Here is a 19,239-nt window from a genome sequence, read left to right on the forward strand (position 1 = left end):
TATTAGCGGCTTCCGCTTCTTCCACAACGTAGTGCTTCATTTATACATGCGACAACAAGGTTTTACACGACGGCACAACACCCGCATCCAGGCCCGCCAACTGATCTTGGGGCGTGGTCACCGTGCCGCTAGTCGGCGCTTCGGTTAACCAACCGGCAATCGTCTGCGGATTCAGCGCAGCGTTGCCCACTGATTTTGCTTTCTGTTGCAGCAGCAGCACAATACCGGCAATAATGGCCGCTGCTCCCGAGGTATCACTCATATCGGCTGTGTATCGGCCGTCGATGGTTGTGGTGAGAATGCCGCCCCCCTGCGCAAATACCCGGACCCGGTTGCCACGGCTCGAATTATCCAGCAATCGAAACGTAACCGATTGGTTATCAACAACCCGGGAGGCAGCACCAACCAGGATGGCGGGGCTGGGTGTTTCCTGATAATAAGCCAGAAAGGCATCAGAGCTCGCAAACTGAGGTACAGAAAGCTTGGACACCGTTGACGGAATCTGGCCTTTGTGCCGCTCATAAAGCGCGTTTATCCGGTCGCGGTTCTTTTTGTTGGTATAAGCATTCCAGTGGGTCTGGCTATGATTGTCTAACTGACTGGTCAAGGCCGCCAGGCGCACGTCGCGGGGTAGCAGCGGCTCATCGGTTCCGTTTTTGGGAGCGGTGCTCAGTATTGCTTTATCGTTGCCGGCGGCCGCAATGACGGTAATGTCCAACTGGTCGGCAAAGGCCAGGAGCTCATAGACGCCGGGCAGCACATCGAGCGGAAACCGCCCACCGGCAGTACCCAACTCGATCAGGATGGTCTCCCCGGAGGGTGTAACGTCGATAGCCGTCAGGACGGCGGCTAGCTCGTTGTAACGGATGGTCTTGAAGCCCTGCCCCGCCAGCACGGTGCCTTTGGCCAGGCAAGACACCAGCCGGATCGTCACTCCCGGTGCGATGCCCCGGCACACATCGCCCAGGGGAGCGGGGCCCGTATCGGCATCGGTATTGCGGGCCGCCAGCACGCCCAGAATCTGCGTGCCGTGATCGAGTTTGCCCGACTGCTTTGGTACACTTAACGGGTCAAACGGTTTGGTTTCGATGGGAACAACCGTGGGGTGAAGCGCGGCAAACTGCGGATGAGTCAGGTCCCAGCCATCGGCTTCGATGATGGTAACGCCGGGCGCAACGGATGCCGCCATCGCCGACGGAATAGCCATATCGGCAAAGTAAAACTGCCCTGCGTTGGGCGTTTTTTTTAAGGCTTCGAGGGGTGTCGTGTCGCTTAATGATACGGGCTCATCTTTGAGGTACACAAAGTCGAACAGGTAAAAGCCGAACCAGGCTTTATGCGGCAGAAACGCCTCAAAGAGCCCCAGCACAAACTGAATCGTTGACTCGTCGGTAGGCTCGGGGAAGTCGATCTGGAAGTAATTGAACAGATTAGGCAACTGGCTCGGGGCTGTCGGTGCACCGTTGGCCAGGTTGTACGCACGGATTCGCTGCGCCAGTCGACTCAGTTTTTCGTAGCCACCTGCGTCGAAGGGAGAATAAGGCAGCACACCGATCCGGGAGCGGATGGCCTCCATAAGCGAGGCGATCTTGCGGCGGGGCAACAGTTGGAGCAGTCCCTTGACCGGGTTGGCGGCGGTACCGTTCTGTTGCAGAAACGCTTCAGCCTGCTCGAAAAAAGCCTCCGACAGGTTAAGTGCCTCGAGCCAGACAGCGCCCCGCCGGGGTAGCAGGTCGTCGCGAAATTTGAAGACAAGCGTTGTCATCAGTCGATTGCCGATTTAGGTTTGCCAACAAGTTTATACTTTTCGTTGTAAATCAGTAAATTAAATCCATACACTCATGTCTGATTCTATGTACCGTAATCGGGGGCTGCACAAAGGCATCTCGTCTGAATCCATCGACCGGCTCACGAAGCGGTTTCAGCAGGCGCCCACGCGCCGCAAGCGACAAGGGCTCTTTTTTGGCGTCGACTTTCTCGAGCAATTGGTCAACGACCTGAAGCAGGAAGGCTACGATGGCGTGCTGATGCAGTTTGGCATTGCGCCGGGCCTCGGCAACGAGCTACCCACCTACGAGCTGGTGGCCACACAGGTCGAGCTGGCAGGTGGCGATTCGCTGAAGGCGACCCGGATCGGGGTGCATTATTCGTCGCGAGGCAACGAGAGCACCAATCCACCCGAAGTTCCCTCGCCACCGATGAGCCTGGGCGGTAGCTGATCCTGACGCCCCGTAGCACCACTATGCTGAAGCAACTTGTTTTTATCCTGAGTTACCTCAACAGCGCCACGCTGCTGTTGCCGATCGGCGTGGGGCTGTTTCGCTGGAAGGGGCTCAGCACGGCTCTTAGGCTGAGCTGGGCGGCCCTGCTGGCTTACTTTCTGCTGTTTCTGCTGTCGCTGAGTGTTGTGTTGTTGAGACTAACTCCCTCAAATACGCTCGGGATTCAATACCTGATTGCCGGCACATTTGGTAGCTTTTTTTCGCTGGCCTACTGGTCGTTGATACCGGCCGGAAAGCGGCGCATAGCCGTGGCGGTGCTGGGCGGACTGGGGCTACTGGGTATACTGACGGAAGCGCTCATCCAGGGCCGTTATGCACAGTCGAGCCAATGGTCGGTGCCGCTGCAAACCGTGCTGACGACGCTCATCTGTTTGCTGTATTTGCACCTGCTGCTGCGGCAAACGCGCGTCAGCCTGTTGCGCGTGCCTTTTTTCTGGATTACGATCAGCCTGCTCGTCAGTTCGGTGCTGGGTACGTTCTACGACGCCTTTCGCAACCTGATGCTGGCGTCGTCTATTGAGTTGCTAATGGGGTGGCTTTGCTTTCAGTTGGGAATTACCATTCTGTGTAATGGCTTGTATGCGATTGGCTTTAATCGGGCAACGACCCATTCGGCGTAACGTACCAGTCTGGTTACTGATACTAAGCCTGTGCTGGTCCGGCCACAAGGCCGTTGGCCAGCCCACCGGCAGCGCGCTTCAACTCGACAGTGTGGTTGTGCTCGACGCCTTCGGCCAGTCGAAAGCCCTGCTGCCTGGTGCCTTGCGCAGCCTTCAGGCCCGTGAGAATTACCTGACCTTCCGGTTTCGGAGCGTGAAGGCGCTGCCCGTTCGGTATCAGCTAACCGGGTTAGACAACGACTGGCGGACGGGGCTCAGTACGGATCGCATCCACTACGCCAATTTACCTGGGGGCACCTATGCCTTTCGCTGGCAGCCACTCCCCGGCGGCTCCATCGCCAGCCTCCCCATAACCATCGATGCGCCGTTCTGGCAACAAGGGTGGTTTGTACCGGTATTGCTGATCTACCTGTTGGGCATCGCGGGAATTGTGCTGTACCTGCTGATGCAATACCGATTTCGGCAACAACTGCGGGATCTACAGGCCCGCGACCGCATTGCGCGGGATCTACACGACGACATGGGCAGCTACCTCAGCAGCATCTCCATCCTTAGCGCCTCGGCCCGGCGACAGGCCCTTCGCAACCCGGAAAAAACACAGGCCACCCTCGACACCATTGGCCAGACGGCCCGCCAGATGCTCGAAACGATGGGCGATATTGTCTGGAGTATTAACCCCGCCCACGATGCCATGTCGCACAGCATTGATCGTATGCGCGATGTAGGCAACGCCCTGTTTGCCAGCACAGCAACCGACTTTTCACTTGTGGTCGATAACGAGGTGGGTACGTTCCCACTGGCGACCGAAGCCCGCCGCGACTTTTTCCTGATCTATAAGGAAGCCCTCACCAACGCCGCCCGCTACGCCGAAGCAACCACCGTTCGGGTTACGCTTCGGCGCGAACCAACGTACCTGCTGCTGACCGTTCAGGACGACGGACGGGGCTTCGACCCAGCTAACCCGTTACGGCAAAACCCAACCGGCGGCAATGGCCTCCGCAACCTGCAGGTACGTACCCAGCAATTGGGCGGTACCCTGACGATTTCGTCGAAGCCGGGCGCGGGCACGACCGTTGGCTTACAAGTACCCCTCCCATAATCGTGGTATAGATACCCGACACGCGGGGCTCGTATCTTCGCTACTCAACCCGTAATCGGCCGTTTTTAGCGGTCTTTACCACTCAATCCAACAGACTATGGCCATCCGCGTTGCTATTTATGAAGACAATCGCCCCCTGCGCGACGCCCTGGGTACGTTGATCGCCGATACCGATGGCCTAACGATCGTGGGTGCCTATGGCGATTGCCTTCAGGCCAACGACAACACCTACCGCCACCAGCCCGACGTCATCCTAATGGACATCGACATGCCGGGTCGTGATGGCATCCAGGCCGTGCAGAGCCTGCGCCGTGAGTTCCCCACGGTGGAGGTGCTTATGCTCACCGTTTTCGACGATGACGACCGGGTGTTTCGGGCCTTGTGCGCGGGAGCATCGGGGTATCTGCTCAAACAAACGCCCCCCGACGACATCCTGGACGCCATCGAGCAGGTGTATGCGGGCGGGGCGCCCATGACCCCCAGCATCGCCCGCAAGGTGATCCAGACCTTTCCGGCCCGGGCCACCCTGTCGGCCGACCTCGACCAACTCACCAGCCGCGAAAGCCAGGTGTTGCATTACCTGGCGCAGGGCCTCAGCTACAAACTGGTGGCCGACGAGCTAGGCATCAGCATCGAGACCGTTCGCACGCATATTAAGCGCATCTACGAGAAGCTGCACGTCCACTCCGTCACCGAAGCCGTCTCGAAGTACCGCTCGTAGGTACGTGTCCCCTGTTTTGGGGAGGTTGTATAAGGCTGGTTGGAACGAGGTTTGGGGTATGAAAACAAACGACATACATACCCGGGCCGGGCCATGTCTTTATAGAATGGGAGCACCCCGTCTTTTAAGTGTCTGGATTATGCGCTTCACATCTGGAATCGAACCGACATTCTGGCCAGCACTTTGCAAACCCGTGATGGCCGGTGTACCATTTTCGGGATCACAAAGTAGTTTCCGCAGTTCAAGCGGAGACAGCGGCTGACCCGTGACGGTTTTGTGAAGACTTTGTATCATACAGGCTACTCCTGCAATCACGGCTGCTGCTGCCGAAGTCTGCTTGTAAAACATTTGTCGGCCTACCGTTTGAATAGGAACAGGCACAAAGCACATACGATGTTGCTCAACAGCCCTTGGACTGATGTTACGCTGATTAGCTTGAATATATGTTGACACACCAGCCAAAATAGCTCCGCTATCCAGATTCCGATCGGGTTCGAATCGAGTGACCTTATCAAGATTGCGACAGCTTATTCTGTTACCAGCCGGTTCTATGACGCTAATACCCAAGCAATTCGAGGCAATTCGCATCAGCAAAAACACGTCAGGGTTTACCTCCAGCGGTAAAGGTGAATAGCTCTCTGTCAATTCATATTCGATCAGTATAATGTCTCCATTAGCAGCCTGTGCAATCGCTTTTAGCAAAGCAGCCTCGGGAATACATCCCTGCGAATGAGTTGTTGGTCCACTGGGTTGCGCCTCATCAACGTATCCCGATATTAATCGACGGATCGTTAGATCAGGCACAATTCCCTTTCGGTCTGGAGCGATCACAACCTGATGGCTCGCTAGCAGTACGCTGAGTGTCTTTCGGCCATGTTCTCCTGTTGCTAACGGATTTGGAGGCATGATACTCAGCGACTCCCTACCATTGTTCCGCGCTTGCTTAAGGCGAACATAACTTGGAAACTCATATCTAAAGGTGTCTGACACATTATCTGTCACATCCCAAGCATCTTCAATGAGAAAACAATTGGCTGCTGTGCCCAAACCACCCTGACTAGCCCGATTCCAACCTTCTGGCAAATTCATTCTCGCCTGGTACGAATCGATAGGCGTATCTGGGGTATCAACCCCACCCCCATCTACCAGTTGAGCCGTCGACACATAGGCTTCTACTTGTCCGTTGGTTTCTTGAAGCAACCGGCTGATGAACTTCTCTTGCTCATCCGCAGACAGGTATACATAGAGGCGGTTAAATAGATTAGGCAACGGATTAGGTAGTGCAGTACAACTCGACGTACTCAGTCGCTCTATGAATGTATTTACGTCAGCACTCACGCTATCAAAAACGGCACGATACACAACATGGTAGTCATTCGGTCGTTGGCTACTCGTCTCTTTCGCCACAGTGTACAATTGCCAGAACAGTGTCCTGCTCTCTCCTTTGTCAGGCAGCGACTTAGTTAACAGAAAGTAACGCGATGCTTGCGCAACGTAAGTTTGGGAAAACGCAAAATGCGAACCGCTATTGGCATATTCATCACTAAACAATACTTTATCCGGTAACTTGATGGTTACTCGAACTGGATAAATTTTATGTTCCATAGTATACTAACTTTTAAGTAAATATTGCTAAATATACAATTCACTCTAAATCTGTTTCATTATGAATCCCACATCTTTATTAACCGCAGATGAAGTCAACGAAATGACGAGCGTTGTCCCTGATTTTTGGGGCCGATTACCACTTGACATTCAGGAAGCAATCCGCAATGCGTATGCCCGCGAGACTGACAGCGAAGAGCAAAACCTACTGAAACTTAGTACTATATCCGGTACCAATGATGCGAATGAAGCCCGTACCTTACGGACAACCTTCCGCGATGAGGTAGTAACGCCCCTGTTAGCCTGGTATCAGGAACACGCAACAGAACCGGGGCGTAACTTACTGAGTCAGCAGCAGGTTACCACAGGCTACCTTGTCAGCGTAGCGAGTCTCCAGCAAGTCTTGGCCACCTTTAGTGCAAACACCGATGTGCAAATCTGTTTTGGTCTGAACAAAGGGATCCGTGAAGGAGGTCAGTTACAGCTAGTTTTGCGAGGCGAGGGCGGCGATACTGTACCAGCTTATGTCTACACAACCGGCCTGCCTAGTGATGTAAACGGTCCGGATGGCGTCCGTATCAAGCCCTGTAACGCATCGACCAACCCACCTTGTTAACCCCTGATCAACTAGTTTATGCTGTCCGTTCTGGAGTGGTTTACGCAGGTCGTTTTCTACCTGATTGTCATTCCCATCGGGGTGGGGCTGTTTTGTTGGCAAACGCTAACAAAGCCATTACGCATTTTCTGGTTAAGTCAAGTTGTCGGATTGCTCATTACGGTGGGGCAAAGCGTGTTCTTCACCAACAGCGGACGGTCTGACAATTACCCACTGTTCTATGCCAACACAGCCACAGATGCCGTGCTGATGACGCTCTTTTTTACGGCGTATCTGCGCGCTCCCCTCAATCGATGGGCTCAGGCAGGGTGTTTGATCCTGTTGCTGTTCATGGGCTGGGGGCTCTGGTATTGGGGCAGTTCCATCGACACGGTGCTGCGTTTTTCGAGTGTCGAATGCTGCTTCGTCATCGTGATGGCAGTGCTGGTAGGGCAGCGGCAACTGGCGCGGGCAGTCGATACCCGACTCCGGCAACAGCCCGTTGTCTGGATTACTGCCGGTACGCTGATTATGAACCTGATGTCGCTGATCATGAATCTCTTTAGCAGCCAGCTCTACGCCTACTCGGCTGACCTTTACAATGCCTTTTACAATACATTTGCACCGTTGTCGAACCTCATCAGTTACGTGTTCGTCAGCATTGGGTTTTGGAAAAGTCGGTCTATTCTAGGGCAATCTACTTTGCTGTAACGCTGTGGTGTTGGGCCAGCCCAGTTGGGTTGGCCCAACCGACTGCACCCGCTCTACTAATCGAGCAGCTTCTGTTGAATGGCACACCTGTGATGCCATTACCTGGCCAACCTCTCCTGCTCGAAAAACCCGCCAATACACTGTTAATACGCGTTAATAACCCTTTTCGAACGGGCGAGACTACATTTAGTTACCGAATCGAACCCCTATCAGATTGGCAACAAGTTAATAGGCGGCAGGAAGTGGTATTAACGAATCTACCCGCACGAGACTTAGTTATTTACATTCGGGCGAACTCGTCAACCACTACAAAGCCGCTCTTTGCTTTTCTCAAAACGACTAGTCAGCCGTTTTGGCAAAAAATCTGGTTCTGGCCAGTACTTACACTCATTGGCATGGCCTCCATGGCGCTTGTCAGCTACCTGTTTTTTCAGGCACGCTATCGCCAGCAGGTACGGATGCAGCTTATCCGCGATCGTATTGCACGGGATCTGCACGACGACATGGGCAGCTACCTTAGTAGTATCTCCATCCTCAGCGCAGCTATGCCCGCCGACCCCGACCGCGCCCGGCAAAACCTCGATCGTATTGGGCAGACAGCCCGACAGGTGATGGACGCCATGAGCGATATTGTCTGGAGCATCAACCCCGCCCAGGACACCATGCAGCAGGTGCTCGACCGTATGAAGCAGGTGGCCGACGAGCTGTTCGGGACCACCGACACCGCCGTAGACTTTTCGGTCGAGCCGGGCGTCGATACCCTGAGCCTGCCCCTGGAACGCCGCCGCGACTTTTTCCTGATCTACAAAGAAGCCCTCACTAACGCGGCCCGCTATGCCGGGGCCAGTCAGGTGCAGGTACGTCTCGACCGGCAACAGAGCCAGTTACGACTCACCATCAGCGACAACGGACAGGGCTTCGACCCCAAACGGCCTTCGCACCGCCCCGGTGGTGGCAATGGGCTGAAAAACCTACAGGTACGTGCCGAGGCGCTGTCAGGTACGTTGTCGGTGCAGTCGGCACCGGGGCAGGGCACGCGGATCTCGCTGACGCTACCCCTCTGAACGTACCTGCACCCATTCGCCAGTGCTTCGAACAAACTGATCTTGTTTACCTTAGGCCTGGTGTATCCCCCCTTTTGGGGAGCCCAACGCATGATCAGGTATTTATTTTTGAGCCACATAACACACGACCAATATGGCTGTCCGCACTGCTATTTTCGAAGACAACATGCCCCTGCGCGAGGCGTTATCCTTTCTGATCGAAGCCACCGACGGGTTTGAACTGTCGGGGGCCTTTGGCGATTGCCTCTCTGCCGAAAAGCAGATAGGTACGTTACAACCCGACGTGGTGTTGATGGACATCGATCTACCGGGCCGCAGCGGCATCGACGCCGTTCGGAGCCTGCACGAACGCTACAGCCACGTGGATGTACTGATGCTCACCGTTTTCGATGACGATGACCGCGTCTTTGAGGCCATCCGGGCGGGTGCAACGGGATATCTACTAAAGAAAACGCCCCCCGCCCGCATTCTGGAAGCCATTCAGGAAGTCTACGACGGGGGCGCACCTATGTCGCCCGCTATTGCCCGGCGGGTGATGGAGGCCATGCAGCATCGGCCCAATCCGCACCTGGCCGACCTCACCCCCCGCGAAAACGAGGTGCTGACATTGCTGGCCAAAGGCAATAGTTACAAGATGGTCGGGGCCGAGCTGGGTATTACCGTCGAGACAACCCGTACCCACGTAAAGCGTATTTACGAGAAGCTGCACGTCCACTCCGTTGCCGAAGCGCTGGCGAAGTTTCATGGAAAGTAAATGGCGTCTTGAGCGGGCTGTTTAAACGGCCCGCTCAGGAAACGGAACAACGGCACCTCCCCTTTTTTGGGGACGCGCGCCCGATGGAGGGAACAGACCTTTGACCCAACCAAAACGGGTTACCTCCACACTGCGCCATGAACCGCTATTACACCTCGTCACTAGGAATAGGGCTGCTACTGATTCTGGGCCTGAGTCTGCAAAACTGCAAGAAAGACGACCCTGCCACGCCAACGGGCCCAACCAGTGGCACCACCACGCCAGGTACGTCGACAACGGCTGCTACCAAGAGCACCAGCCCCGTACTGCTCACCGACCCTGTCGTTGGTAACGTGGGTAGTTTTTCGGCCCGCATCACCGCCGTCATCAACGGCAACGGGGGGGAGGCCATTACCGGTCATAAGGTAATTGTGGTCGAGACCGCTACCCAACGTCTGGGCAACCAGTATGAACTGGGTGCGACCAGCGGCCCCTTTCCGCTGACGATCACGCAGGTAGTGACGGGGCTCGCAGCCAACACCAACTACACGGTCTACTTCACGGCCACCAACAAAGTAGCGGTGGTGCAGCGGGCTACGACCTTCACGACCACGGCCATCACCTCGACCACGACGGCACCTAATGGGAACGGCATTACCGTAAAGGCCCCTTTTCCCGGGCAGAGCCGCCGCCTGGCCCGCACTTTTACGCTGGCCAATAAGCTATATGTGTTGGGCGGATCGGACCAAACGCAAGCCACGGCGGCTGACCTGACTGATCTGTGGCAGTACGACCCCGCTGCCGACAAATGGAGCCAGAAAGCCTCACTCCTAGTGCCCAAAGCGTTGCGGCTCGATTATACCCTGCCAATTATGCTGATCGACGGGCAGGCTCATGCCTTGGTAACCGTCCAGACGGGTACTACGAATAGCACCCGTATCCCTTTTGTTTACACCTACGACCCTGCTACCGACAAATGGACGGCCAAAGGGCAAACTCCGTTTGTTGGCTCCTCGCGAACGGTGCTGAGCCTTAACGGCAAAGGGTATGCCGTAGGAGGTGGCGATCAGCTCAATACGCCCTTATCCGTCGGGAAGCAGGTGTGGCAGTATGACCCCGCTACCGACAAATGGACCCGCCGGAACGACTTTCCGGGTGAGGCGCGGTATGGCGGGTTTGGTACTGTCTACAACAATAAAGGCTATCTGATAGGTGGCACGGGGCTGAACCAGATGCTGGCCGACATGTGGGAATACAACGATGCCACCGATAGCTGGACGCAAAAAGCAGCGCCCCCTACCATCGTCAGCAACGGCGCATTCAGCGGGAAAGCGTATCTGGTCGGTGATAAGCTGACGTTCACCCAGTTCGCCGACAAATACTACACCTACAACTTCACGACGCAGTCGTGGTCAACGGCACCCTCACCAGATGCCATCTATAAATCGCCACTGGGGGGTACGGGCTGCACCGTCTATGAATACCTGACTGAATCCATCGGTGCGAATGTGTTTCTGTTTCACCAGTATCGCTCCGTATCGGGTACCTCCTGCCTGAATCTGATGGGGCAGTTCTGGCAATATACGCCTTGAGGCTACCCCGTTTTTGAGAGTCGCTCCCCCAGCTTAATTACACTCTTTACCATGTCTCAGCAACAGGGCTGAGGCCCTTCTCACACCAAACCAATTCATTCCATGAACACGTTTCGTTTTTCCCTGACTGCTCTGATCGTCAGCGTATTACTTGGCAGCCAAATGGGCTGCAAGAAAGCCGACGACCCGACCAAAGGTTTCTCGGCTAAGATTCAGTCGATTATCCCACAGGCCGATATCGACAAGTTGCGGCAGCGCGGCATGATTATCAACGAAGGATCGCAGCCACCCAACATCGAGGGTATTTTTGCCTCGTCGCCCCACACGCTCGTCAGCCCCTACGACACCGACAGCTACTCGGCCGGGTACGTTTTCAACGACCTGGTTGTCCGCTTCTCAAAGCAAAATACCGCTGATCAGACGGCGGTGGTCGATATTAAGAATGCCGGATCAACCGGCACGGGGGTGGGTGGTTTTCTGGCTGGTAACGGCAACCAGTTTACGTTTTTCGCGGAGATCGACTTGGTCGATGGGAGCGCCACAGCCAAACAGGTCCGTATTTTTTCGGGCGAAATCACCAGCACGGGCATCAAAGATTTCTACACGACCCTGCTGATGAAAAGCAAAAACGACCCGACCGACCGACTCATTCCGGTAGGGGCCGCCCGGGTGATCAAAGACGGCGACGGCCTCGCCAGCAAACAAAGCAGCTTCCGCCTGAACGCCGACGCTCAGCCCAAGACTGCGCCCGCCGACGACACGAGGCGGTAATGGCCTCCGGCCCCACGTTCATTTACGTACCTACCTCTGCCTCAAGCTGGTATCCCCCGTTTTGGGGAAGCGCCAGGTACGTTGCTTTCCGACTTTTGGCCAAACTAAACAGGCTTTCCGCTCTCTCCACACCATGACTCGTTTTCGTTGCTCGTTTGTCCGGGCTGGCCTCGTGCTGGTGCTGGCCCTGCTGCTCCAAGATTGCAAAAAATCAGAGCCAGCCCCTGACCCATACGCCTTTCTGGCCGGTACGTGGCGCTACGCCAACGGTGCCGAGTGCGTCTTCGAGGCGGCCAACAAGAAAGCCACCGGCACCAAAGTCCCCACCAACAATACGCAATTCAACTTCGTGGTGGGTGAAGATTACTGGCGCAACGTACTCACCACCGGCCCCGATGCCTGGAGCTACGACCAGATTGTCCGGTTTTCGGATGGCGTGACGGTCGAATACCGAAAAAGCACCCTGAAAAAGAAAGATGCCAATACGCTGTCGGTGAACACGCCGGGCCTTACCGATAGCGAACTGGTACGTGTATCCTAACTGGCCTGCTGGCCCTAAACCAACTCCCGACACGATGAAATCAGCAGAAAAAACCAGCCCTTTCATAGGCTGCTGGGACACCAAATGGACAACCTGCAACGGCAACAAGGCGGCGGGTGCCCGTCTGGCCATGAAGCCCGATGCAGTAACGCCCGGCCAGTTTACTGGTGCCTGGGGCGGCCATACCGACAACGACGGCTACGAACACAGCGGCTTTCTGATCGGCAGGCTGGATAAAACCGGCAAGACGCTGGCCGGTACGTGGTACGAGCTTATCTACAAAGACCACCTGACCTGCCCCACGCTCAGCTACTCAGGTACGTTCTCATTCACGCTGACGAGCAACGATTCCTTCGACGGCGTCTGGACCGATAAAGACGGCCCCAGCAAGGACTGCCCAACTAAGATGCAGTGGGACGGCAATCGAGCCATTAACTAGTAGTCAACACCTTACGATTCACACACAATTAACCACACAGACCATTATGGCTAATCTGCTTATTTACAACCGCGCTTCTCAATTGCTGTCCTTTCATCCCGAGTGGGTCGACGGATGCACAAAATGCCCCGGCCCGAACGACCAACTCAACTGGCGGGTACTGGGCTTTTTGGTTCGTGATATTGCCAGCCAGATCAGGGAGCCCAAAATGGCCGACGACCTTCGGAAACTAGGTCGGTCTATGGTTGCCAAGTCGATTGGTAAGGGCGAGAAAGGGCTCGTCTTGCAAGCCTACGACGAGGACCCATGCCCTACCTACCCTAAACGCTGGCAGGATTTGATCTGGAAACTACTGGGCGGGCATCTGCCCCCCGTCAACCCGGACCCAGAGCCCGGCCCCGACTGGATGATCAACGTACCCGACTTTCTGAACAACCAGCTCATGGCGAAGAGCCTTTTGTCGGTTGCCCAACTCGTCAGTGACAAAGCGATTGCTCAATCGGTACAAAATCTCGCGCAACAGTTGGGTAAGGAAGGGCTTGCCAAAGGCCGTGCGGTGTTTGGTGGCTGATCTGCCTTACGTCAAGATGCCGCCTCACCCAGCCTACCAGGAAGAGGCGGCCACATCATACCTGAGCGCTAACAGCGACCATAAACGTATTACACACCATGAAATCGGTCTTTATCAAATCCGTTCAATTTCTTACGCTGCTGCTGCTGCTGGGTACGTTCCCCACCGGCTGTAAAAAAACCGATGACCCGGTTGCGGCCAAAAGCAGTGATAAATCGATCACAGCCTTTGCTTTTAACAGCCTCAGCCCGGCGGTCAATGCCACCATCAGCGGCAACACCATTACGGCCACGGTGCCGGTGGGCACCAACCTGAGCGCCCTTGCCCCTACAATCGCCCTGCCGACCGGGGCGGTGGTGTCACCCGCTTCGGGCGTGGCGCAGAACTTTGCCAATCCCGTCACCTACACAGTCACCGCCGAAGACGGCACCACGCAGACTTACACCGTAACGGTCTCCATCCAGGGCGTCAGCATCGTGAGTTTTGCGCCGACCTCGGGCGGGGCGGGTACGACGGTGGTGATCAACGGGGCGGGGTTCAGCAACGTGTCGACTGATAACAAGGTGACGATCAACGGGCAGAACGCCGCCATCACGGCCTCGCGCACCGATCAGATCACGGTGCAGATTCCCGAACGGGCGGGGTCGGGTAACCTGGTTGTTGCGGTGGGTGGCAGGCAGGCTACGTCGGCCTCGGCCTTCGCGTACCAGTATCAGATCGCCACCAACACCACGCTGTTCAGTTCATCGGGCCGTGCCTTTCAAAGCACCGCCGTTGATCCCGACGATGGCACCGTCTACGCTTCTGACCGCACCAACAGCGCGGTAATCATTATGAAACCCAACGGTAGTGTGTCAGCGGCTACGTTGACGGATGGTACTAACAAACACGCTTCACTGACGGGTATTACCATCCTGAAAACCGGTCTGGGTGGGAGTGCCGATAAATACCTCGTCGCTACCAACGAAGCCAAGGGTGTCTATTCCTATTCGTTCCCGAACCTAAGCTACTGGACATCCGTACAGGCCAACGATGCCATCTACAACGCGCCAACGTCGGTGGCCGTGGTATCCCAGTCGCCTTCGGGCAGCTACCCAACCAACGGCACCTATTACATGGCCTGCTTCGGCAACTCGACCATTGTGCGCACCAACCGGAACAACGGTATTGTATCGGGGGCTACCACAGTTGGATCAGCTGGCAGTAAAGGCTTCAATGCGGGGCAGGTGAGCAGCACCAATGCCCGGTTCAACGGCGTGGTGGGCATCTTCCTGAAAAATAACCTGCTCTACGTAGCCGATGAGGGCAATCACGCGGTGCGGGTGGTCGACTACAACGCCGGGACGGTCAGCACACTGTTTGGCAATGGCACGGCGGGCAATGCCGATGGGGCCGCCAGCGCTGTGCGCCTCAACCTGCCATCCAATGTGGTGGTCGACAACAGCGGGTTGGTCTACGTTACGGATCGCGGCAACGGTCGGTTGCGGGTATTCGATCCGCGCAGCCAGACGTCGCAGACGCTGCTATCGGGCCTCAACGCCCCTTACGGCCTCAGCATCGACAATAGTGGTACGCTTTATCTGGGCGAGTGGGGCAGCGGCACCAACCGAGTCCTGAAACTTACCGTGAAGTAACCTTAAGCGGTACTAACCAGAACAACGTCAGCCCGTTGGCCCATCTGGGCTAACGGGCTGCTCGCTGCCGGGCCACCAACGTACCTGACGGTGATGATAGCCAGGTACGTTACTACCAGCCCAAAACCGTTGGCATACGTCAACGTGCCTTTAGGTAAAAGACCCACGCGATCGGAGGCCCTACCGCCTACTTTAACAGCCTGTCTATCAACACAAAACGCACGTTTATGAACGTATTCTGTATTGGGCTGATTTGCCTCCTGAGCATCGTTGGGCTAAACGCCTGCAAAAAGAGCGACGCCACCAAGCCCGCCGAGAACGCCATTACCTCGTTTATAACCAGTGAAACCACCGTTCAGGCGACTACTCGCTCATCGGGACCGTGGGAGTTGGGCATCGTATTCAGCGCCTCCGTCGCTGGCAAGATTACGCAGCTCGGCGCGAAGATGCCCGAGCCGGGTACGTACCGCGTCATCATCTGGGATTTCGATAGCAAACAACTGCTTCGCCAGAAGACCGTCGAGCAAACGTCGCCCGATAAACTCACGCTCGAAGGCATCGATGCGCTCGCGCTGACGGCCAACAAAAAATACGTGATCAGCGTCAACAGCCAATCGGCAGGTACCAACAAGAAATACGGGGTTATCAGCAAAACCAACAGCACTGAATTTATGCCTTTCACGAAAGGCAGCATACTGGTTTATAACTCCTGTTACAGCGCTGTGGCCACGGCCACGTTTCCAAACAGCGTCGCTAATGTAAAAACCGAATTTTACGGCTTCCCCGAATGCACGTTTATCCCCGACTAAGGGGTTACAAACCTTTTTGAGCCGCGTGGGTACGTACCTGTGCGGCTTTTTTGTTGGCGTGCCCTACCCGCTGGCCTAACGCTTCAAAACAGATCGAAAACGTATGTAGTTGAACAATGTGTGTCACGCCATCAGACCATTCTGTAACGTACCTATTAGCTGCCGACGTTACCGGCGGTTACACGCTGATTTATTGCTACTTTTGATCACGATAAGAAGCAGCTTTACTCAACGGACATGATGTCACTTTCTGACTCGGCCCCGGACTTCGGAGCGGGTGTATCTATTTCGCAACTCTGGTTGGTGCTCAACGCGGCCCCCAGCGGTATGGCCCTGCTTACGGCGGTTCGATCGGCCGAGAAACCCGACCAGATTATCGATTTCCGCTACCGGCTGGCCAATCAGGCACATGCCTCCCTCACCCCCTTTTCGTACGACGAACTGCCGGGTAGGTGCATATCGGATTTCTTCCCTACCCTGACGCAGCACCCCTTCTTTGCGCAGTTTGTGGAGGCCATCCGCCTGCAACAGCCGACCCGCTCCGAACACATGTATCAGGCCGACGGTCTCGATGGCTGGTTTTCGGCGCGGGTCGCTCCCAACGGCGACGACCTTATCCTGACCTACGACGATATCACCGACATGCACCGGGCGCAGACCGAAGCCCAACGCCATGCTCAGGAGTTACGGGCTATTTTCGACGCCTCCATCAACAGCATCATTGCCATGACGGCCATCCGCGATGCGCAAGACGAAATCATCGATTTTCGGATGGATATGGCCAACGAATCGGTACTGAAAAGCAACTTCATGAAGCCCGAGGAAATTATCGGGCGGCAGTTGCTGGTTGTCTTTCCCGGCAACCGCGACAACGGCTTTTTCGATTTGTACAAGCGGGTAATGGCCACGGGCGTTGCCGAGGAAAGCACGCAGTATTATCGCGACGAGTTTGGGCTGGAGGGCTGGTTTGAGGTATCGGCCGTGCGGCAAACGCCCAATCAGTTGTTGGTTACGTACAACAACGTGACGGGTATTAAACGGCAGGAACTCGAATTGCAACGCACCAACGACCGGCTCGTGCAGATCAACGACAGCGCCCTGTCGGGGATTGCGGCCTACACGGCCATCCGCGAACCCGGTCCCGACGGTCAGCCCGGCCCGATTGTCGATTTTGTGTACGATAGCTTCAATCGACGGGCCGAGGAACTAACGGGACTGAAAGCCACGGATATGGTGGGGCGGCGGGTTCTTGACTTATTCCCGCACGTGAAAACCACCGGTCTGTTCGACAAGTGGGTACAGCTCGTTGAAACAGGTGAACTACTGCGCTATACCAATTTTTATAACGGGCAGGGGAAAGAGCTATGGTACGACACGCAGGCGGTGAAGTGGGGCGATGGCTTTATCCAGTCGTATATCGACATTTCGGCCAACGTAACGTACCAGCGCGGGCTTGAACAGGCCAACCAGGTGCTTCGGCAGGCCAACGAAAACCTACAGCAGTTTGCCTACGTGGCGTCGCACGATTTGCAGGAGCCCCTCCGCAAAATCGTTACGATCTGCGGCTTGCTGATCGAACAATATACCGACGTGCTGGGGGCCGATGGCAACGATCTGCTGCTGCGGGTGCACCGGTCGGCCCAACGGATGACCGTGCTGGTGAAAGACTTGCTGGCCTACTCCCGACTGGCCACGCCCGAACTGACCCGCGAACCGGTGGACCTCAATCAGGCTCTCAACGAGGTGCTGACAGACCTCGATCAGCTGGTATTGGAACACGGGGCCGTCATCAAAGCCGACCCGCTGCCTACGATTCAGGCCGACAGTCGACAGCTCCAGCAACTGTTGCAAAACCTGCTCTCCAACGCCATCAAGTATGCGCAGATCGGTAGGGCGCCCGAGGTGAGCATCAGCAGCACGCTACACGCCCGCGAAGCCCTGGCGGCACGGCTGGATACCACCCATAGCCGACCGCTTTCAGCCCCGACCTACTACGAACTGACGATCACCGACAACGGCATTGGTTTTCGGCCCGAGTACCGCGAACGCATTTTCGGTACGTTTCAGCGCCTCCACACGGCAAGCAGCCCCTACGAAGGCACCGGCATTGGCCTCGCCATCGTGAAACGCGTCGCCGAAAATCACGGCGCTATCGTCACAGCCGACAGTGAAGAAGGAAAAGGCGCGACGTTCCGCGTTTTCTGGCCGGGAGAGTAGTTTTCAGTTTGACGTCTGACGTTTAAAGTTAGCTGACGCATTCGTTCGTGATTGGGCGTCAGCTAACTTTAAACGTCAGACGTCAAACTGAAAACCCATTTACAATCCCCCCAGAAACGCCATTGTGTCGACGCCGTCGGGGTAATCGATGAGGCGAGGGTATTGAGTCTGGCCGAACGGCACCGAGCCGGCATACCAGCCTTCAGCTGAGGCCACCACCTGAATTTTGTCGGCATGGCTCGCCAGCAACGTACCCAGATGCTCCTGATCGCGGTAAAGCTGGTAATAGATGACCGAAATCGGCGATACCAGATTAGCCGGGTCAGGCGCTTCGGTCACCATCAGGAAGCCGTTGTCGAGGTGCGGCACCCGGTTGACCAGATAAATCGACTTATTGTAATCGTAATTGTTGAGGTACTTGTGGTGCGCCATGTAGGTCGCCGTGCGCGGTTCGAGCGTGCGGAGCAGCGGCGTAAAATCGTAGGCCGGTTCACCCTCGTAGGCATCGGGCACAAACAACGTCGACACATTACGGCACCCCAGTCCATAATAGGCCAGGATGTCGTTGCCCAGCCGTTCGAGTTGGGTCTCGTCTTCGGCACCCGTCAGCACCGCCACCGACGTGCGATTGCGACGGATGATGTGGGGTTTCTTGCTGAAATACTGCTCGAAGTAGCGTGCCGAATTGTCGCTGCCCGTAGCGATGAAGGCGTCGGCCGCATTGAGCCGTTCCACAACCTGAATGCGGTCGGCAAAAGCCGGTTCTACCTCCAGCAACGACCGGATCAGAAAGCGCATCAGCAGCTCATCCTGGCTGCTCAGTTTAGCCAGCAGGGTATGGCCACTGATGAGCAAGCAGAGCAGGTCGTGAAAACCCACGGCCGGGATATTACCCGCCATCACGACCCCGACGGCCCGGGGCTCAGTTGGTTCAGCCGGGTAGTGCGTCAGCCAGTTGGTGAGGGCATCGCGGGTCAGCATCTGGCCCGCAATGGCGTCGAGCGACCGAAGCCCATTCTCGACCGTAAACCAGTTATTTTTAGAAAAAGCCCGGTGCGCGGCCTCCTCGCGGTCGGCCAATCGGGCCGGGTCGCGCAGCAGGTCGCCGAGTTTACTAAAAGCGTCGAGTCGTTGGGTACGTGTCATTTTCGTCGTTCAATATTAAATGTCCAACGTCCAAAGTTCAACGTCCAAGATTGGCGACTGCACAAGCGCTCAGGCACCGATCCACTTTG

The 19,239-nt window shown here is 56.0% G+C and carries 20 protein-coding genes; 16 read left to right on the top strand and 4 right to left on the bottom strand.

The window, feature by feature from the left end:
• Positions 1-40: 40 nt before the first annotated feature.
• The gene (locus tag ACAW74_RS16840; protein WP_370699382.1) at positions 41-1,765 is read right to left on the bottom strand and encodes a S8 family serine peptidase; all 1,725 of its coding nucleotides are present in this window, start codon (positions 1,763-1,765) and stop codon (positions 41-43) included.
• A gap of 76 nt (positions 1,766-1,841) precedes the next feature.
• Between ACAW74_RS16840 and ACAW74_RS16845 the strand changes: the two genes are divergently transcribed.
• From ACAW74_RS16845 to ACAW74_RS16860, 4 genes are all read left to right on the top strand, one after another.
• A complete protein-coding gene (locus tag ACAW74_RS16845; RefSeq protein ID WP_370699383.1) occupies positions 1,842-2,219 on the top strand; it encodes a hypothetical protein in 378 nt (125 codons plus the stop codon).
• A gap of 23 nt (positions 2,220-2,242) precedes the next feature.
• Positions 2,243-2,902, top strand: coding sequence for a hypothetical protein (locus ACAW74_RS16850; RefSeq protein WP_370699384.1), 660 nt, complete (start codon positions 2,243-2,245; stop codon positions 2,900-2,902).
• The gene (locus tag ACAW74_RS16855) at positions 2,862-4,001 is read left to right on the top strand and encodes a sensor histidine kinase (RefSeq protein ID WP_370699385.1); all 1,140 of its coding nucleotides are present in this window, start codon (positions 2,862-2,864) and stop codon (positions 3,999-4,001) included. Before ACAW74_RS16850 ends, ACAW74_RS16855 begins: the two co-directional genes overlap by 41 nt.
• Before the next feature lie 97 nt (positions 4,002-4,098).
• A complete protein-coding gene (locus tag ACAW74_RS16860) occupies positions 4,099-4,722 on the top strand; it encodes a response regulator (RefSeq protein ID WP_370699386.1) in 624 nt (207 codons plus the stop codon).
• Between the two features lie 99 nt (positions 4,723-4,821).
• Here the strand turns inward: ACAW74_RS16860 and ACAW74_RS16865 are convergent, their stop codons facing one another.
• Complete coding sequence (locus ACAW74_RS16865) at positions 4,822-6,327, bottom strand: S8/S53 family peptidase (protein WP_370699387.1); 1,506 nt, start codon at positions 6,325-6,327, stop codon at positions 4,822-4,824.
• 61 nt (positions 6,328-6,388) lie between these two features.
• On the opposite strand from ACAW74_RS16865, the gene ACAW74_RS16870 reads away from it, so the two are divergent.
• The 10 genes from ACAW74_RS16870 (at position 6,389) to ACAW74_RS16915 (ending at position 14,978) form a co-directional block, all read left to right on the top strand.
• The gene (locus ACAW74_RS16870) at positions 6,389-6,943 is read left to right on the top strand and encodes a hypothetical protein (protein WP_370699388.1); all 555 of its coding nucleotides are present in this window, start codon (positions 6,389-6,391) and stop codon (positions 6,941-6,943) included.
• Positions 6,944-6,961: 18 nt separating this feature from the next.
• Positions 6,962-7,633 (top strand): hypothetical protein, encoded by a 672-nt coding sequence (locus ACAW74_RS16875; protein WP_370699389.1) that lies wholly within the window; start codon positions 6,962-6,964, stop codon positions 7,631-7,633.
• Positions 7,634-8,028: 395 nt separating this feature from the next.
• Entirely contained in the window at positions 8,029-8,697 is a 669-nt protein-coding gene (locus ACAW74_RS16880) for a sensor histidine kinase (protein WP_370699390.1), read from the top strand.
• 133 nt (positions 8,698-8,830) lie between these two features.
• On the top strand, positions 8,831-9,451 hold the full coding sequence (locus ACAW74_RS16885; protein ID WP_370699391.1) for a response regulator: 621 nt from the start codon (positions 8,831-8,833) through the stop codon (positions 9,449-9,451).
• Positions 9,452-9,588: 137 nt separating this feature from the next.
• Positions 9,589-11,022, top strand: coding sequence for a Kelch repeat-containing protein (locus ACAW74_RS16890; RefSeq protein WP_370699392.1), 1,434 nt, complete (start codon positions 9,589-9,591; stop codon positions 11,020-11,022).
• Positions 11,023-11,124: 102 nt separating this feature from the next.
• A complete protein-coding gene (locus ACAW74_RS16895; protein WP_370699393.1) occupies positions 11,125-11,793 on the top strand; it encodes a hypothetical protein in 669 nt (222 codons plus the stop codon).
• 133 nt (positions 11,794-11,926) lie between these two features.
• Complete coding sequence (locus tag ACAW74_RS16900) at positions 11,927-12,334, top strand: hypothetical protein (RefSeq protein WP_370699394.1); 408 nt, start codon at positions 11,927-11,929, stop codon at positions 12,332-12,334.
• A 34-nt stretch (positions 12,335-12,368) separates the two neighbouring features.
• Positions 12,369-12,773, top strand: coding sequence for a hypothetical protein (locus tag ACAW74_RS16905; protein WP_370699395.1), 405 nt, complete (start codon positions 12,369-12,371; stop codon positions 12,771-12,773).
• 46 nt (positions 12,774-12,819) lie between these two features.
• Positions 12,820-13,344, top strand: coding sequence for a hypothetical protein (locus ACAW74_RS16910; protein ID WP_370699396.1), 525 nt, complete (start codon positions 12,820-12,822; stop codon positions 13,342-13,344).
• Between the two features lie 98 nt (positions 13,345-13,442).
• Positions 13,443-14,978: an SGBP N-terminal domain-containing protein gene (locus ACAW74_RS16915; protein WP_370699397.1), complete on the top strand. Its 1,536-nt coding sequence runs from the start codon at positions 13,443-13,445 to the stop codon at positions 14,976-14,978.
• A 2-nt stretch (positions 14,979-14,980) separates the two neighbouring features.
• Here ACAW74_RS16915 and ACAW74_RS16920 read toward each other — a convergent pair whose 3' ends face one another.
• Entirely contained in the window at positions 14,981-15,145 is a 165-nt protein-coding gene (locus ACAW74_RS16920) for a hypothetical protein (protein WP_370699398.1), read from the bottom strand.
• A gap of 60 nt (positions 15,146-15,205) precedes the next feature.
• Here ACAW74_RS16920 and ACAW74_RS16925 point away from each other — a divergent pair, with 60 nt between their 5' ends.
• Positions 15,206-15,787 (top strand): DUF4082 domain-containing protein, encoded by a 582-nt coding sequence (locus ACAW74_RS16925; protein ID WP_370699399.1) that lies wholly within the window; start codon positions 15,206-15,208, stop codon positions 15,785-15,787.
• Positions 15,788-16,024: 237 nt separating this feature from the next.
• Entirely contained in the window at positions 16,025-18,004 is a 1,980-nt protein-coding gene (locus ACAW74_RS16930) for a PAS domain-containing sensor histidine kinase (protein WP_370699400.1), read from the top strand.
• Between the two features lie 99 nt (positions 18,005-18,103).
• On the opposite strand, the gene ACAW74_RS16935 is transcribed toward ACAW74_RS16930, so the two are convergent.
• Positions 18,104-19,150 (bottom strand): acyl-CoA reductase, encoded by a 1,047-nt coding sequence (locus ACAW74_RS16935; RefSeq protein WP_370699401.1) that lies wholly within the window; start codon positions 19,148-19,150, stop codon positions 18,104-18,106.
• Positions 19,151-19,239 lie beyond the last annotated feature (89 nt).

Source organism: Fibrella musci (genome assembly GCF_041321105.1).
Taxonomy (GTDB): domain Bacteria; phylum Bacteroidota; class Bacteroidia; order Cytophagales; family Spirosomataceae; genus Fibrella; species Fibrella musci.

Excerpts from the sequence above, each read along its gene's own strand:
- ACAW74_RS16865 (WP_370699387.1), bottom strand. The coding sequence starts at position 6,327 with ATGGAACATAAAATTTATCCAGTTCGAGTAACCATCAAGTTACCGGAT.
- ACAW74_RS16910 (WP_370699396.1), top strand. The coding sequence starts at position 12,820 with ATGGCTAATCTGCTTATTTACAACCGCGCTTCTCAATTGCTGTCCTTT.
- ACAW74_RS16880 (WP_370699390.1), top strand. The coding sequence starts at position 8,029 with ATGGCCTCCATGGCGCTTGTCAGCTACCTGTTTTTTCAGGCACGCTAT.
- ACAW74_RS16930 (WP_370699400.1), top strand. The coding sequence starts at position 16,025 with ATGATGTCACTTTCTGACTCGGCCCCGGACTTCGGAGCGGGTGTATCT.
- ACAW74_RS16885 (WP_370699391.1), top strand. The coding sequence starts at position 8,831 with ATGGCTGTCCGCACTGCTATTTTCGAAGACAACATGCCCCTGCGCGAG.
- ACAW74_RS16895 (WP_370699393.1), top strand. The coding sequence starts at position 11,125 with ATGAACACGTTTCGTTTTTCCCTGACTGCTCTGATCGTCAGCGTATTA.
- ACAW74_RS16890 (WP_370699392.1), top strand. The coding sequence starts at position 9,589 with ATGAACCGCTATTACACCTCGTCACTAGGAATAGGGCTGCTACTGATT.
- ACAW74_RS16900 (WP_370699394.1), top strand. The coding sequence starts at position 11,927 with ATGACTCGTTTTCGTTGCTCGTTTGTCCGGGCTGGCCTCGTGCTGGTG.
- ACAW74_RS16850 (WP_370699384.1), top strand. The coding sequence starts at position 2,243 with ATGCTGAAGCAACTTGTTTTTATCCTGAGTTACCTCAACAGCGCCACG.
- ACAW74_RS16860 (WP_370699386.1), top strand. The coding sequence starts at position 4,099 with ATGGCCATCCGCGTTGCTATTTATGAAGACAATCGCCCCCTGCGCGAC.
- ACAW74_RS16925 (WP_370699399.1), top strand. The coding sequence starts at position 15,206 with ATGAACGTATTCTGTATTGGGCTGATTTGCCTCCTGAGCATCGTTGGG.
- ACAW74_RS16875 (WP_370699389.1), top strand. The coding sequence starts at position 6,962 with ATGCTGTCCGTTCTGGAGTGGTTTACGCAGGTCGTTTTCTACCTGATT.
- ACAW74_RS16845 (WP_370699383.1), top strand. The coding sequence starts at position 1,842 with ATGTCTGATTCTATGTACCGTAATCGGGGGCTGCACAAAGGCATCTCG.
- ACAW74_RS16870 (WP_370699388.1), top strand. The coding sequence starts at position 6,389 with ATGAATCCCACATCTTTATTAACCGCAGATGAAGTCAACGAAATGACG.
- ACAW74_RS16840 (WP_370699382.1), bottom strand. The coding sequence starts at position 1,765 with ATGACAACGCTTGTCTTCAAATTTCGCGACGACCTGCTACCCCGGCGG.
- ACAW74_RS16935 (WP_370699401.1), bottom strand. The coding sequence starts at position 19,150 with ATGACACGTACCCAACGACTCGACGCTTTTAGTAAACTCGGCGACCTG.
- ACAW74_RS16915 (WP_370699397.1), top strand. The coding sequence starts at position 13,443 with ATGAAATCGGTCTTTATCAAATCCGTTCAATTTCTTACGCTGCTGCTG.
- ACAW74_RS16905 (WP_370699395.1), top strand. The coding sequence starts at position 12,369 with ATGAAATCAGCAGAAAAAACCAGCCCTTTCATAGGCTGCTGGGACACC.
- ACAW74_RS16855 (WP_370699385.1), top strand. The coding sequence starts at position 2,862 with ATGCGATTGGCTTTAATCGGGCAACGACCCATTCGGCGTAACGTACCA.